This is a genomic window from Clostridium cellulovorans 743B, from assembly GCF_000145275.1.
GTDB lineage: Bacteria > Bacillota > Clostridia > Clostridiales > Clostridiaceae > Clostridium_K > Clostridium_K cellulovorans.
In genome coordinates this window covers 1,794,818-1,809,934 of sequence record NC_014393.1, presented here as the reverse complement: position 1 = coordinate 1,809,934, position 15,117 = coordinate 1,794,818, and the positions used below count along the sequence as shown (strand labels likewise).

12 protein-coding genes and 1 other RNA gene are annotated in these 15,117 nt (G+C 31.1%); 3 read left to right on the top strand and 10 right to left on the bottom strand.

Going from position 1 to position 15,117, the window contains the following annotated elements:
* Nucleotides 1–17 precede the first annotated feature (17 nt).
* Nucleotides 18–863 (bottom strand): aldo/keto reductase, encoded by an 846-nt coding sequence (locus CLOCEL_RS07410; RefSeq protein ID WP_010075913.1) that lies wholly within the window; start codon nt 861–863, stop codon nt 18–20.
* Between the two features lie 45 nt (nt 864–908).
* The gene (locus tag CLOCEL_RS07405; RefSeq protein ID WP_010075914.1) at nt 909–1,445 is read right to left on the bottom strand and encodes a flavodoxin; all 537 of its coding nucleotides are present in this window, start codon (nt 1,443–1,445) and stop codon (nt 909–911) included.
* Nucleotides 1,446–1,655: 210 nt separating this feature from the next.
* Here CLOCEL_RS07405 and CLOCEL_RS22240 point away from each other — a divergent pair, with 210 nt between their 5' ends.
* Nucleotides 1,656–1,832 (top strand): YjfB family protein, encoded by a 177-nt coding sequence (locus tag CLOCEL_RS22240; protein WP_010075915.1) that lies wholly within the window; start codon nt 1,656–1,658, stop codon nt 1,830–1,832.
* A 251-nt stretch (nt 1,833–2,083) separates the two neighbouring features.
* Here CLOCEL_RS22240 and CLOCEL_RS07400 read toward each other — a convergent pair whose 3' ends face one another.
* The gene (locus CLOCEL_RS07400) at nt 2,084–4,087 is read right to left on the bottom strand and encodes a KUP/HAK/KT family potassium transporter (protein WP_010075916.1); all 2,004 of its coding nucleotides are present in this window, start codon (nt 4,085–4,087) and stop codon (nt 2,084–2,086) included.
* Between the two features lie 648 nt (nt 4,088–4,735).
* On the opposite strand from CLOCEL_RS07400, the gene CLOCEL_RS07395 reads away from it, so the two are divergent.
* The gene (locus CLOCEL_RS07395) at nt 4,736–6,733 is read left to right on the top strand and encodes a fructose-bisphosphatase class III (protein WP_010075917.1); all 1,998 of its coding nucleotides are present in this window, start codon (nt 4,736–4,738) and stop codon (nt 6,731–6,733) included.
* Between the two features lie 600 nt (nt 6,734–7,333).
* Here the strand turns inward: CLOCEL_RS07395 and rnpB are convergent.
* The 7 genes from rnpB to dnaG all read right to left on the bottom strand — a co-directional run bounded on the left by rnpB (nt 7,334) and on the right by dnaG (nt 13,667).
* An RNA gene (gene rnpB / locus CLOCEL_RS22125) (RNase P RNA component class A) lies at nt 7,334–7,683 on the bottom strand.
* A 26-nt stretch (nt 7,684–7,709) separates the two neighbouring features.
* Entirely contained in the window at nt 7,710–8,252 is a 543-nt protein-coding gene (locus tag CLOCEL_RS07390; protein ID WP_010075918.1) for a C4-type zinc ribbon domain-containing protein, read from the bottom strand.
* 83 nt (nt 8,253–8,335) lie between these two features.
* On the bottom strand, nt 8,336–9,145 hold the full coding sequence (locus CLOCEL_RS07385; protein WP_010075919.1) for a Nif3-like dinuclear metal center hexameric protein: 810 nt from the start codon (nt 9,143–9,145) through the stop codon (nt 8,336–8,338).
* The gene (locus tag CLOCEL_RS07380; RefSeq protein ID WP_010075920.1) at nt 9,132–9,827 is read right to left on the bottom strand and encodes a tRNA (adenine(22)-N(1))-methyltransferase; all 696 of its coding nucleotides are present in this window, start codon (nt 9,825–9,827) and stop codon (nt 9,132–9,134) included. Before CLOCEL_RS07380 ends, CLOCEL_RS07385 begins: the two co-directional genes overlap by 14 nt.
* 9 nt (nt 9,828–9,836) lie before the next feature.
* Entirely contained in the window at nt 9,837–10,727 is an 891-nt protein-coding gene (locus tag CLOCEL_RS07375; protein ID WP_010075921.1) for a PH domain-containing protein, read from the bottom strand.
* Between the two features lie 59 nt (nt 10,728–10,786).
* Complete coding sequence (gene rpoD, locus CLOCEL_RS07370; RefSeq protein ID WP_010075922.1) at nt 10,787–11,878, bottom strand: RNA polymerase sigma factor RpoD; 1,092 nt, start codon at nt 11,876–11,878, stop codon at nt 10,787–10,789.
* Between the two features lie 13 nt (nt 11,879–11,891).
* Complete coding sequence (gene dnaG / locus CLOCEL_RS07365; protein WP_010075923.1) at nt 11,892–13,667, bottom strand: DNA primase; 1,776 nt, start codon at nt 13,665–13,667, stop codon at nt 11,892–11,894.
* Between the two features lie 361 nt (nt 13,668–14,028).
* Here dnaG and CLOCEL_RS07360 point away from each other — a divergent pair, with 361 nt between their 5' ends.
* A complete protein-coding gene (locus tag CLOCEL_RS07360; protein ID WP_010075924.1) occupies nt 14,029–15,099 on the top strand; it encodes a CotS family spore coat protein in 1,071 nt (356 codons plus the stop codon).
* Nucleotides 15,100–15,117: the final 18 nt, after the last annotated feature.

Below are 15,117 nucleotides of genomic sequence, written 5' to 3'. Positions count from 1 at the left end.
CATAGTCTATTTTTCATCTACTTACCTAAACCTGTTAAAAACTCTACTACTTTTGGATCATAGTGAGAGAAAAATGCGCTTTCTTTTGTATCTAATGTAGCAATTATATCCATATCCTCTTTTGATAATTGAAAATCAAACACATCAAAATTTTCAATCATTCGTTCCTTACGTACTGATTTTGGAATAACCACTACGCCTCTTTGAATTAAATATCTTAATGCAACCTGAGCATTGGATTTTTTATACTTTTCCCCAACGTTTTTCAAAATTTCATTAGTAAACATACCATTTTTACCTTCAGCAAAAGGTCCCCAAGATTCAATCTGTACTGCATATTTCTTCATAATTTCCTGAGCTTCTACCTGTTGATTAAATGGATGTGTCTCAACCTGATTGATTGTAGGTATAATTTCATTAAACTGTATTAAATCAATTAATCTATCAGGATAGAAATTACTAACACCTATAGCTCTGATTTTTCCAGCCTTATATAAATCCTCCATTGCACGATATGTTCCATAATAATCATTAAACGGTTGATGTATTAATACTAAATCTAAATAATCAAGCTGCATTTTTTCAAGGGATTCTTCTATAGATTTCTTAGCCTTTTCATAACCTGCATTTGAAATCCACACCTTAGTAGTAATGAAGAATTCTTCTCTAGGAACACCAGATTTCTTAATTGCTTTTCCTACAGCTTCTTCATTACCATATGCTTGTGCAGTATCAATAGAGCGGTAACCCACACTAATTGCATCTAACACACATTTTTCACATTCTTCTTGATCTGCAATCTGATAAACTCCATATCCCAAAATTGGCATTTTAGTACCATTGTTTAGTATTACATATTCCATAATATCTCACCTTCCTTATACACTCTTGTATTATTTCATTTTGAACTAAATCACACCATTCTTATTCAACCAATTAGCAATATCTTTTTTGGAAAAATTTACGCTAGTGCCATGAATAGCTAACCCTTGCAAAATCGTTGCATTAGGACAAGCCTCAGCAATATCCTTTTCACTATGCCCAAATCCGCTTCCTTCATGAGTACAAAATGGAATAATCGTCTTTCCTGAAAAGTCATGTTCCTCTAAAAATGTAAACACTGCCATTGGTGCAGTTCCCCACCAATTAGGATAACCTAAAAATATTACATCATAAGCATCTATACTTTCTAAGTAATCAGCAAGTTCTGGTCTAGCATTGCTGTTTAGTTCTCTCTTTGCAACATTTGTGGTTTCTGTATAATCCTTAGGATAAGTTTGCACTGTATCAATGTGGAAAAGTTCGCCTCCTATAATTTCTTCAATGATATTTGCTGCCACTTCAGTATTACCCACTGGTAAATCCACAATCTTGCCACTAACATAGTTGTTTCCTTTACGTGAATAATAGGCAATTAGATAGTTTGCTTCTTTTAAATTCCCCATATTTTCCTTCCTACTTCCTTATATGATTTTATTTGATTTTGCTTTATTCCTTCCTGATAGTTTAAATTCTATTCCTTGGACTTAACTCCAAGTCAAGAACTTTTTTAATTTCATTGACGAATTTCTTCTCATTCTTCATAGCATCAAGTTTTTGTTTTTTAAGCCGATACATTAGTTACCAAGGTAATATAACTAAAGGAGTTGGTCTTAATGGATATAGTTGCTCTATCAACTGTAATGAAGCAATATGATCTTTCCGCGCAAGTTGGCGTAGCACTGACTAAAAAAATTATGGACGTTTCAGAAACTAATACTCAAGAACTTGTAAAAATGATGGAACTTAGCGCTAATCCAAACCTTGGTAGTATTTTAGACGCTAAAGCCTAAAAAGAGGTAATCTGACTTCTTTTTCAGGGATAGACAAAAAAAGAAAGCTGTTTCTTTGAACAGGCTTTCTTAATATGGCTTATTGCCTGCTAAATAAAAATACCCTATCTGATTAAACACAACCTCTTTTCTGTGTCTATCTGATAGGGTAAAGTTTATTTTTTCTTCCTTTTTCAAAACTTATTTATAAGTTCTTATCTTTAAGCTATTTCTAATATTTAAATAAGAAAACCTCTAAAATTAAAAGAAAGTTATTTCTCAACTCTTTTTAAAATTGTAGAATCAGAGTGTCCTACAAATAATGGAACTTTCTCAATATAAACATCACTAGTCTCAAGTCCGAACCACTTTGCTGGAGAAACAGTGAATACTTTTATAAATAATTTAGCCCTAAGTATAAGTGATTTCCAAGCATTTAATTCTGACTCATATGAAAGATGTTCATTAATTAAAACAAAACGGAAATCACTGACTTTTCGTTCTGGCATGATGGTATAGGTTCTAGATTGAAGTTCTATTTCACCACTCTCAACTAATTCAGTTGAAATTTGACGTAGAAAAACATTTAACTTTTGTTCTACTCTGAATCCAAGATTTAATTGAACTTTTACAATATTGGATGTTCCTAAAGTGTCTATGGTATATTCAGCTAAGTAAGGCTCATCAGTAACATCGATATTAACAAACCAGTAAACCTCTGCTCTCTTAGGTCTTTTATCTAAAATAGAGTACATTATTTTTCTTTCAACATGCTTAGGTTTTTGGCAACTAGTTAAATATACAAGGTTTGATGCATATTTAGGACGATCCGCATCTTGGCGTAATTTATCTAATTGGTTCTTATAATCTTCAATTGGAACATCTTCTAATAAACCCATTTTAATATAATGTCCTTTGATCCAAATATACATAATAGATAAAATTGCTAAAGCAATCAGCACAGCTACAAATCCTCCATGCATAAATTTAATGATGTTTGCAATGAAGAAGGAGAATTCAATTGTACCAAAGCCAATAAGCATAGCTAAAGCAAGAATAAATGGAGTCTTCTTCTTTAATAAATAGTTGAATAAGAGAATAGTCGTCATTAACATAGTAACTGTAATCGCTAGTCCATAAGCTGCTTCCATATGTTCAGAATTTTTAAAGTAAAGAACTATTCCAATACAAACAACCCATAAAAGATTATTAATTGATGGTATATATAGCTGTCCTTTAGAATTAGATGGATACTTAATATGTAATCTAGGAAATAAATTCAATTTAATTGCTTCAGAAACAAGTGTAAAAGATCCTGAAATTAGGGCCTGTGAAGCAATAATTGCAGCCAAAGTTGAAATTATTATAGAAAAAATCAAAAGACCTGATGGAACCATTTGAAAAAACGGATTTAAGTCCTTCATATTAAGATACATAGGATTTTCCTTTGCTGCTAATAGCCAAGCTCCTTGTCCAAAATAGTTTAACAATAAACATATTTTAACAAAAGGCCAAGAGCAATAGATATTATTTCTGCCAACATGTCCAAGATCTGAGTAAAGAGCCTCAGCACCTGTCGACGATAAGAATATACTACCAAGAATAAAAAATCCTAATTTATTTTCGCTACTAAAAAGAGTTTTAATTGCATAGTGTGGAGACAATGCACGCAACAATGTCCAATCATGAGAAATATTAATAATTCCCATGAACGCTAAAGTACAAAACCAAATAAGCATAATTGGGCCAAACATCTTTCCAATTAAATCTGTCCCAAAATGTTGAATAAAAAATAAAATACTTATAATCGCTATTACAATTATAATAATATTGTTTTGGTTATTACCAAAAATGGCGTCAAAACTTGGAATTAGCTTTAGCCCTTCAACTGCTGAAGTTATGGTCACTGCAGGGGTTAACATTCCATCAGCAAGCAACGTAGATCCACCAATAATAGCTGGAATGATAAGCCACTTTGCGCGCCTACGAACTAATGTAAAAAGAGAAAAAATTCCACCTTCACCCTTATTATCTGCTTTTAAAGTAATTAGAACATATTTTATAGTTGTCAAAATAGAGATTGTCCAAAAAACCATAGACAAGGTTCCAAGGATAAAATTCTCAGATATGCTTTCTAAGCCACCATTTCCATTAAGCACTGATTTCATCACATAAAGTGGTGAAGTTCCAATATCTCCATAAACTACACCTAAAGTTATTAAAATCCCACCTAAGGTTGCTTTAGAAATATTATTTTGTTTCGTAATTGATTTCATATTCAATCTTCCTTTACATTATAGACAATTACAATGTTTTTGTATTAAGCCTATATATTTGAAATATATTGTATTTGTTTCTTATTGAAATATTATTTAGTATAACACTATCAAAATATAAGTCAAATATTATCTGATAGGTAAATATTGTGCTAAATCGTTTAACAATAACACCATTGCGATTATTCGTGATTTTATACTTAATTTCTCTAGACTTAACATTCAAAGCATAAGATTAAAAAGGAATGTTCTTAAAATAATTAGGAAAAATATCCATACATAAAGCTATCTTTTGAATATATGATAATATTTCTTTAAAACCAAACTGGAGACCTAAATGAACCCCTCTCTTGTATACAAGTTTTCATTTGGCTACATATATATAAATTAAAATCTCTTCTAGATGATAAATGAAAAAAGCAAATAAAATGACGGCTCTTTAATATTTTTAAATATATTTAGGCTTTAATCTAAAAACTAGTAGCACTAGGACCTGACAAAAGTAAGCATTGCCATGTATACAAGTTTATGATAAAGTACTTATATAAAATAGATTAAGTCCATGATTGTATATCTGTAAAAAGTTCTGGTTAAATTAACTGTTCTTTTTAAACAGATGTTGCTAATATATTTTGCGGGGTGATGTTCATGTCAATACATAAAGAACTAAATGAACTGGATGTTGAAAAAGATTTAAGATACTTAAATTTATTATCTAAGGAATATTCTACCATTAATTCAGTATGTACAGAATTTATTAATCTTCAGTCCATTTTAAATCTACCAAAAGGTACTGAACATTTTCTAACTGACATCCATGGAGAATACGAACAATTCAACCATGTGCTAAAAAATGCATCAGGGGTAATAAAAAGAAAAATAGAAGATATCTTTGGAAACACCTTAAGACAAAATGAAAAGAAGAGCCTAGCCACCCTAATATATTATCCCGAACAAAAACTAGATATAGTATTAAAAGAGGAAGAAAATATCAATGATTGGTATACTATCACCTTATATAGACTCATAGAAATTTGTAGACATGTATCATCAAAATATACAAGGTCAAAGGTAAGAAAAGCCCTACCAAAAGATTTTGCCTATATAATAGAAGAACTTCTTCACGAATATCCAGAAAGCTTAGACAAGCACGGGTATTATGGAGAAATAGTTAAAACAATTGTAGCTATAGATAGAGCAAGAGAATTTATTATGGCACTATCAAACCTTATACAAAGACTTGTAATAGATAGACTTCATATAATTGGTGACATTTTTGATAGAGGTCCAGGAGCTGAAATAATCCTTGATACCCTTAAAAATTATCACTCAGTAGATATTCAATGGGGTAATCATGATGTTTTATGGATGGGTGCTTGTGCAGGTTCAAAAGCATGTATTGCAAATGTTATAAGAATTTCTGCTCGCTATTCAAATCTTGATACAATTGAGGACGGCTACGGTATAAATCTACTTCCTCTTGCAACCTTTGCATTAGATTTTTATAAAGAAGATCCTTGCACAGGTTTCTTTCCAAAGTTTGATGCAGAAAAAAATTACAGCGTAACAGAAATAGAATTAATTGCTAAAATGCATAAGGCAATAGCTATTATTCAATTTAAGCTTGAAGGAGAAATAATTAATCGTAGACCTGGCTTTAATATGGACGACAGACTTCTATTAAATAAAATAAACTTTGAAGCAGGTACTATTGAACTTGATGGGAAAACCTATAAGTTAAATGATACTTATTTTCCAACCATTGATCCTAAAGATCCTTACAAACTCCTAAAAGAAGAGCAAGAACTGGTAGAAAAATTAAGATCTTCTTTTATGAATAGTGATAAACTAAACAAACATGTAAGATTTTTATTCGCCAATGGAAGTATTTATTTAAAATACAACTCAAACCTTTTATATCATGGCTGCATACCAATGAACGAGAATGGAACATTTAAGAAAGTAAGATTAAGAGATAAAGAATACAACGGAAAATCTCTTTTAGATAGATTGGAAATACTTGCTCGCGAAGGTTATTTCCACGAGGACAATCCTGCTGCTAAACTATTTGGTACAGATATAATGTGGTATCTCTGGACAGGTCCTTATTCTCCTCTATTCGGAAAAGAAAAGATGACTACCTTCGAAAGATACTTCATAGATGATAAAAAAACGCATATTGAAAAGAAAGACCCTTACTACAACTTTAGAGATAAAGAAGAAGTTTATGATAACATTTTTTCCGAATTTGGCTTAGATCCTAATGAATCACATATTGTAAATGGACATGTCCCTGTTGAAAAAAAGAAAGGTGAAAGCCCAATAAAAGCAAAAGGGAAACTTTTAGTAATAGATGGAGGCTTCTCTAAAGCATATCAAGGTAAAACCGGTATTGCTGGTTATACATTAATATATAATTCCTTTGGACTTCAGCTTGTATCACACGAACCTTTTCAATCAACAGAAAAAGCTATTAAAGAAGAAACGGATATCCTGTCATCAACAGTAATACTAGAACATTCAATGGTCAGAAAAAAGGTTGCTGACACTGATGTAGGTGCTATACTGCAAGAACAGATAAAGAATCTTAAAATGTTACTAATAGCATACAGAACTGGATTAATAAAAGAAAAGAATAGTATTTAGGTTATTTATCATGAGTTCCAATATAATTCATCTGATATCTATATACATTCTCACAAAATATAAATTGTAAGAATACTGAAAAAACACTCTTGTTACAAATAAGATAACTTATATGCTGTATTTTTTATAAATTGTTTCGAAATAAAAATTCACTGATAGAAATTTTCCTATAAGTGAATTTTTATTTTGTAGATAGTTTTATTCATCTATAAGCCTCTTTATTTTTTCAACTATGTAATCAGTATTAGTCCAATTAATATAGTGCCTAGAGTTTCTAAGGGTTTCTTATGACATTTGCCATAAAGTAAAAAGATACATATAGAAGAATTGGCACCAAACATATTCTTAATATATTTTTATGATTCCATGATCTTAGGCGCATACTAATGCAAATTTCCTAATATCCCAAGATACTGATTTCAAAACAATACAAACTAGACTTGGTCTTAAAGATATAAATACAACTTTAAACATATGTAGTCACTGAAATAGGAAGATGCAAGAGAAAGCAACTCAGAAAATTTCTAACTTACTAAATGAACAGAATGGCAAGAGAATGGCAAAATAGAAAACACTAAGTTACAAACCTAGTGTTTTTAATGGACGAGCAAACCTATAAGCCGAGTTCTGTATTTGACAATCATCTATCTAGGCCTATTGTTACCAATAGACTCAAGCGACGCTACCTGAGACGGGACGGGCAGCCCCATATGCCTCCATTTGGTCTTGCTTCAAGTGGGGTTTACATAGCCGCAAAGTCACCAATGCGCTGGTGAGCTCTTACCTCACCTTTCCACCCTTACCTTATTAAATAAATTCAATAAGGCGGTATCTCTCTGTTGCACTTTCCTTAGAGTCGCCTCCACTGGGAGTTACCCAGCACCCTGCCCTATGAAGCTCGGACTTTCCTCTCCTGACTAAAAATCAGCAGCGATTGTCTGGCTTACTCGCAATGTCTATACTATCATAGAAGCTTTTATTTTGCAATACACTTTTTATCGTCTTTTTTGTGGCTATGGCTCAATATTCTTCCACAGCTTGGACAAAAAACTATTTCATCATTATTATTGATGTTATATATTTCATTATCTTCTATTTTGTGCTTACATGCACTACAGCGAGAATTTTTTATAGTTGAAATTGGGCTCGTCTGTGTTTCTAGAATTCCAAAAAATATTATTAAATATTTTTCTGGAATTTCTTTTTTTAATCGAGCTACCTCTGCTTGAGCTTTCTCTATTTCCTCATTAGCCCTTTGGATTTTCTCCTTCATTACCCGTTTTACAGAATGGAAGGTCTCCTTTTTATAGTACAACTCTACTTGCAGCTTATCTATGTCCTCTTCTTTGAGTGTTTCCTTATGAATTATTTTTTTCTCGTATAGTGCTTTAAAATTTTCATAATCTCTCTTCGCTTTGTTAAGTATATAGATATTTGAACCTGACCTTATAATCTTATTATTCTCTTCTATGATTTCAAGGTTTTTCTGTAATTCACTTAGCTGTTCTAGTACTACCAAAAGAATCCCCCTCCTCTTTCCTACAACAAGTAACTGCGATGCAGCATTTTACTTAATAAAATTTATTTAAAGGCGAGTATCTTTTAAGTTTTAAAAATTTTATATGGGCTCTTACTTTTCTCTGATATGATTATGTTCACTTTTTTATCCTTCAATTTTTCTTCAATGGTTTTAGCAACAAGCTTTAACCCTTGCCATTCAGAGTAAAAGTGCTCCATATCTATAATAGCAATATCTTCTTCTGTATAATCACTTACAAAATGATAAGTGGTGTCTCCAGTTATAATTGCATCTGCTCCAAGCTCCTTTGCCCTCTGGAAAAAGTCCATGCCACTTCCGTTTATCACTGCGATAACTTTTATTTCTTTTTCTAGAGTTCCAGAATATCTAATTGGAGCATCACTAAAATTAGTATTTATTCTTTCCAAAAGTTCTTTTAAGGTTATAGGAGTCTCTAACTCTATAAGTCTCCCAATACCACATTCATAACCTTTAGCCATTGCTTTTCTATTTAAATCCATAACAATTCCGCTTTCAAAACCAAGAAGCTTAACTAAGCTATCGTTTATTCCTTGCTCTACGGAATCTAGATTTGTATGAGCACTATATAAAGCTATATCATTCTTTATTAGTTCTATTATCTTAGTCCCTAAAAGTGTTTTGGTGGTTATTGAACTAGGCTTTCTAAATAATAACGGATGATGGCTATAAATCATTTGACAATTCATTTCCTTAGCCTCGCTTATAACTTCTTTAGTACAGTCTAAAGCTACAAGAATATTTTCAATCTCTGCTTCTGTATCACCAATCATAAGTCCTACATTATCATAATCTTCTTTTAAATATGTAGGGGCAACTGCCTCAAATTCTTTCTCCAATTCATATACTTTCATCACCTAACACCTCCTTTAACCTTATAATTTTCGCTTCTATTTCCCGTTTTCGCTCTTTTGAAGCTTCTGTATCATCTTTTATCTTGCTAGATATATTTATATACTGTTGAAGTCTATAATTTATATAATCTACAGTATCTTTATTCTTATCCTTAATTATAAATTCACCAATTTCATACTCTATATCTTCAAGTTCTCTAGTATTATTGTCGTAGGAAATTTTTAATATTTGATAATATTTTCCTTCATCATATACTATTTTCTCCTCAATAACCCTAAATCCCTTCTCATATATGTATTTTCTTAAAACTTCTGGATTTTGAACAGGCTGAACAATGCAAAATTTTAGATTTTTAAAAACTTCCATATCAGCTTCTATAATATCTCGAATAAGATTTCCACCCATTCCAGCGATAACAGCAACATCAACTTCCTTAGGCTTTAATTTCTGAAAACCACCGCCGAGTCTACACTGAACTTTATCCTGTAGTCCTGTTCTTAATATATTTTCTTTAGACTTGTCTAAAGGTCCTTTATTTATATCACTAGCTATTGCTCTTTTACATCTGCCAGCTTTAATTAAATATATTGGAACATATCCATGATCTGTTCCAATATCTGCAACACTATCAACTGGGTCAACCATTTCAGCTAAAGTCTTTAGCCTTTTACTTAACTCCATAGGTACCTCCTAGTTAAAATTCTTTAGTATTATAATCTGAAAAAACAATAAGGAACCAGTGATTACTAAAGGGATATACATATACCAATATGATGTCTTTTTATCATACTTAGCATAAATATGTGATACATAATATATACAAAAGAATATGAGCATTGCAAATACGCCCTTTAATAATTGAGATTGCAAAAACTGCGGAGTACTTACCCATTTAATAGGATAAAACTGCTCATTAATCGTTACTGGCATTTTTTCTACCTTTAACTTACCACTATAGTATAGGTATAAAGGAAGTGAAAAATTTATAAATAATAAAAGAGAATTTGTTAAAAAGGGAACTATAAAGTACTTGTCCTTATGAAGAGGAATTGCCTTCCTTTGAGTATAATCTATTGTTTCCACAGAATTTATCTTCACAAGAAGTTTAGCCTTTAAATCCTCTAACTTTTCTGGAGATATTCCAAAAATCACATCTGGCGTTTTTATGTATAATGCTTTTTCATTATTGGTCACAAACATTCTGCATGTGCCAATTTTATTTATATAAAATCGTCCAAAAGCGAAATTTCTTTTTCCAACCCCCAATAAATGAATACCTTTTATAAAACTGTTATCTGCTCTAATCTCTATTATTTTATTATAATTTATCTTTACCTTTTTTAATCCCCCAAAAAGCTTAATCTCTAAATATTCTTCCCTTAGTATATATTCCATCTTTGTTGATACCCCAAAATAGTAGCCTTGATATATGAATACTATTACTGCTGCTATATACAAATAATTTGTCATAATGAAATCATCACTAATTTTCCCTACGGTAATCAATATCCCAACCATAACTACAGTTAATACTAAAATATAAATAGTGCCAATTCCCTTTTCTTTGTTATAACAAAACATGTATACCCCTCCTTTTCCCTTAGATAGAAAAATAAAGAGCACATTAAGTGCTCTTTTTGTTAGTCTAAGTAATCCTTAAGCTTTTTACTTCTGCTTGGATGTCTAAGCTTTCTTAATGCTTTAGCTTCTATTTGACGTATTCTTTCTCTTGTTACGTTAAATTCTCTTCCAACTTCTTCAAGCGTTCTAGCTCTTCCATCATCTAAACCAAATCTAAGTCTTAAAACTTTCTCTTCTCTTGGAGTTAAAGTATCTAAAACATTTATTAGTTGCTCTTTAAGCATTGTAAATGCTGCTGCTTCTGCTGGAGCTGGTGCGTCATCATCTGGTATAAAATCTCCTAAATGACTGTCTTCTTCTTCACCTATTGGTGTTTCTAGAGACACTGGCTCCTGAGCAATCTTTCTTATTTCAATAACTTTATCTACAGGCATTTCCATCTTTTCAGCTAGTTCTTCTGGCAGTGGATCACGACCTAATTCTTGAACTAGTTGTCTTGTTATTCTGAGTAATTTATTTATCGTTTCCACCATATGAACTGGAATTCTTATAGTTCTAGCTTGATCTGCTATGGCTCTTGTAATTGCCTGTCTAATCCACCAAGTAGCATAAGTACTAAACTTGAATCCCTTTCTATAGTCAAACTTCTCAACAGCTTTTATAAGCCCTAAGTTTCCTTCTTGTATTAAATCTAAAAACAACATACCTCTTCCAACGTATCTCTTAGCGATAGATACAACAAGTCTAAGGTTTGCTTCTGCTAATTTTTTCTTTGCAGCAGGGTCTCCTGCTTCTATTCTCTCAGCTAATTCAATTTCTGTCTCTGGAGATAATAGTGGAACCTTTCCTATCTCCTTTAAATACATTCTTACTGGGTCATCAATAGCGATTCCTTCTGGTACTGATAAATCAAATTCATCTTCGGTTACTTCTATATCTTTCATGTCACCGATAACTTCAATACCTACGCTTTCAAGAACTTCATATATTTTTTCAATTTGCTCTGGGCTTAACTCAATATTTTCTAGTTCATCAATTATCTCTGTGTACGTTAATGATCCGGTTTTCTTGCCTGTCTCTATAAGGCTTTTAACCATAGTCATTACTGTTCCTTTATCTTTCACATTAGCATTATTCTCGCTTAATTTCATAGGGTACCTCCTATCATGCATTGGTAAAACTCTTTAAGTTCCTTTGTATCTCTTCTAACTCTTTTACATATACAATTGTTTCTTGTATATCTCCAGCTGCCTCACACTGCTTTATTTTCTTTACAAGTTCTCTTTTCTTTATCTCAAGATTATTCTTTTTTATACTTAGAATATAATCTTCTATAAGCTTTTCAACCTCTACTTCTTCATAATTAATTTCTTCTAGGAGAATATGAGTAAGTTCCTTAAAGCTATCATTATCTGTACATTTTAATTGTACGCTCTTTACTTTTTCCTCAAAAGAAACATCCATACATCCTAAAATCAAATTATATAAAAATTTATGACTATCTAAAATCATTTCTTCAACACTAATATTATCAACTATGAACTTAGTATATTCCTCTTTTTGAAGTAAGATTTTCAGTAAAGCTCTTTCCGCTTTTATATAACCCTTTTCTAAATATAAGTTTTGTCCATTGTCGCCAAAATTATACTCTTGTTGCTCTAAATTAGCATTTATTCCTTTTTCAGCGATTTTGTCGTAAATAGCTTGTTCTGAAATATATGTCTTTTCAGCAAGCTTTTTAACATAAATATCCCTTTCAATGGGATCTGATTCCTTGAGAACATTAGCAGCTTCATTAATAAACGCAATTTTCTCTTCTTGCTTATCGATGTTAAAATTTCCTTCTAGGGACGAAATTCTATACTCTGTGAGACTTTCGGCAGCTTCAACTAATTTTACAAATGCAAGCTTTCCATTATTTCTAATATATTCATCAGGGTCTTTTCCTTCTGGAATTCTCAACACATAAACTAAGAAACCTGCTTCCTTTAATATCTTTAGTCCTCTCATAGTGGCACTTTGACCTGCAAAATCAGCGTCATAGGCTATTATTACTTTATTAACATATCTTTTTAGAAGCTTTGCTTGTTCTGTTGTCAATGCTGTTCCTAGGGTAGCCACAACATTTGTAACTCCAAACTGATGCAACGAAATAGCATCCATATATCCTTCAACTATTATTACATAATCTTTTAGACCCTTCTTAATTGCAAAATTCAATCCATAAAGATTTTTCCTTTTTTCAAAAATTCTGCTTTCTGGTGAATTTAAATATTTGGGTTTTGAATCGTCAAGAACTCTTCCTCCAAAACCAATAACATTCCCCTTATAATCAAACACTGGGAATATAACTCTATTCCTAAACCTATCATATATTCTATTGTTTTTTCCTTCTATGGCTAAACCTAGAGAAAGAATTTCCTTATCCGTGTATTTCTTACTCTTTAAATACTTAAGCAATTCTCCCCAAGAGTCTAAAGCATATCCAAGTCCAAAACTTTTTATTGTGCCTAATTCAATGCCTCTTCCAGTAAAATAACTTAAGGCTTCTTTATTTTTCATTAAATTTGAAAAGAAATATCTTGCTGCATCTACATTTATATCGTAGAATCTTTGAATTCTTTTCTTATTTTCAATCTCTGCCTTATTTTCTTCTACCTGAATATTTACTCTTTCAGCTAAGTATTTCAAAGTATCGTAATAGCTCATATTTTTATTTTTCATAACATAACCTATTACATTACCAGCTTCACCACAACCAAAACATTTAAAAATTTGCTTTTCTGGAGAAACACTAAAGGACGGACTATTCTCGTGATGAAATGGACATAATCCAAAATAATTTCTTCCTGAGCGTTTAAGTCTTACTCCACTTTCAGTTATTACATCCACTATATCATTTTCATCTATGATTCTTTGAATAATCTCTTCTGATATCACAAATCTTTACCACCTCATTAAATGAATTCTCCACAAGATAAATATAATTCGACATAAATCTTAGAATCCCTTTAATTTTTTATATTTTTTTATATTTTCTTAAATGGTCATTTAATTGACTTCCTATAGTATATATTCTTTGTCAACACTAGAAATCCTTCAATATTATAAATTTTCTCACAGTTTTTATGATTTTCTCAATCTATATTAAGTTTTCATTAAAACATAAACAGTTATATTATTGCATATCTTCAGAATAATATACCGCAAAATATTAATATTATAATCTATTACTTTTTAGTGTATATATTAATACTAAAGATAATATCCTTATATAAAGACTAATTTCAGGAGGTATACCATGGCTGCTGTTACTGAACCCCAAACCACATCACTATTGTCGGTAGATAACATAAAAAAAAATGTACTCCCCTTATTCAACATACATGGTGCCGTCGTGGTTCAAATCAAGGTTAAAAACACAGATAAACAGCGTTCAGTATATAAAGTAACTTACGGTAATAAAAATTATTGTTTAAAAAAAGTTTATTACAATTTGAAAGATTTACTTTTTATATACTCTGCTACAGAATGGTTTTTCAGAAATAATATAAAAGTTCCTAAGATGCTTCCAAGTAAAGATAATAAAAGATATGTACTCTATAAAAATATGTTTTTTATTTTGACGCCTTGGATAAGTGGTATTAAAGCAAGCTATGATGATGATTCTATTGTTGTCAAATCAGCAGAGAATCTTGGGAAAATGCATAGATGTTCTATAAACTTTTTCGCAATTGATGGTAGCAACGTGAAATCTAACTGCAATGACCTCCAACGTTCTATGGTAAAACATTTTAAATCACTTCTTACCTTTGCTAACAAAGCTTTTAAATCTAAAGATAAATTTTCAAAAACTTATATTGATCATCTAGATGAAATACTAAGTCTTAGTAAAACTTCTACAGAAACTGGGTATAAGGTTAACTACAAAAACCTTATTGTTTCTTTATGCCATGGTGATTATGTAGCAAAAAACCTTCTAATTGATGATAACGATAATTTATGGGTGATAGATTTTGATAAAACGAAAGTAGGCTATAGAGTTCAAGATTTAACCTATGCCATGAGAAGATATATGAGAAGAACCTCAACCAATTGGAACATGGACAAATTCCTATTATTTGTAGAAACCTACGAAAAAGAGCTTCCTTTAAATGAAGATGAATACAACTACTTGTTAAGTTACCTAGCCTTCCCTCAAAAACTTTGGAGATTAGCTAGAGATTATTATAATCTTACTGATAAAACTCTTTCAGGTATTTTTGAAGCTGATTTAATAAAATGTTGTGAGGATTTAAATGCTCAAACTTATTTTATAGAAGATTTGCAATTATATATTAATAAGAAGTTTAAACGCAGAAAATCCAGCTAAATCTTCAGCTGGATTTTC

Bases quoted from the DNA above. Each gene is read 5' to 3' on its own strand.
- CLOCEL_RS07410 (WP_010075913.1), bottom strand. From the start codon at position 863: ATGGAATATGTAATACTAAACAATGGTACTAAAATGCCAATTTTGGGA.
- CLOCEL_RS07405 (WP_010075914.1), bottom strand. From the start codon at position 1,445: ATGGGGAATTTAAAAGAAGCAAACTATCTAATTGCCTATTATTCACGT.
- CLOCEL_RS22240 (WP_010075915.1), top strand. From the start codon at position 1,656: ATGGATATAGTTGCTCTATCAACTGTAATGAAGCAATATGATCTTTCC.
- CLOCEL_RS07400 (WP_010075916.1), bottom strand. From the start codon at position 4,087: ATGAAATCAATTACGAAACAAAATAATATTTCTAAAGCAACCTTAGGT.
- CLOCEL_RS07395 (WP_010075917.1), top strand. From the start codon at position 4,736: ATGTCAATACATAAAGAACTAAATGAACTGGATGTTGAAAAAGATTTA.
- CLOCEL_RS07385 (WP_010075919.1), bottom strand. From the start codon at position 9,145: ATGAAAGTATATGAATTGGAGAAAGAATTTGAGGCAGTTGCCCCTACA.
- CLOCEL_RS07380 (WP_010075920.1), bottom strand. From the start codon at position 9,827: ATGGAGTTAAGTAAAAGGCTAAAGACTTTAGCTGAAATGGTTGACCCA.
- CLOCEL_RS07375 (WP_010075921.1), bottom strand. From the start codon at position 10,727: ATGTTTTGTTATAACAAAGAAAAGGGAATTGGCACTATTTATATTTTA.
- rpoD (WP_010075922.1), bottom strand. From the start codon at position 11,878: ATGAAATTAAGCGAGAATAATGCTAATGTGAAAGATAAAGGAACAGTA.
- CLOCEL_RS07360 (WP_010075924.1), top strand. From the start codon at position 14,029: ATGGCTGCTGTTACTGAACCCCAAACCACATCACTATTGTCGGTAGAT.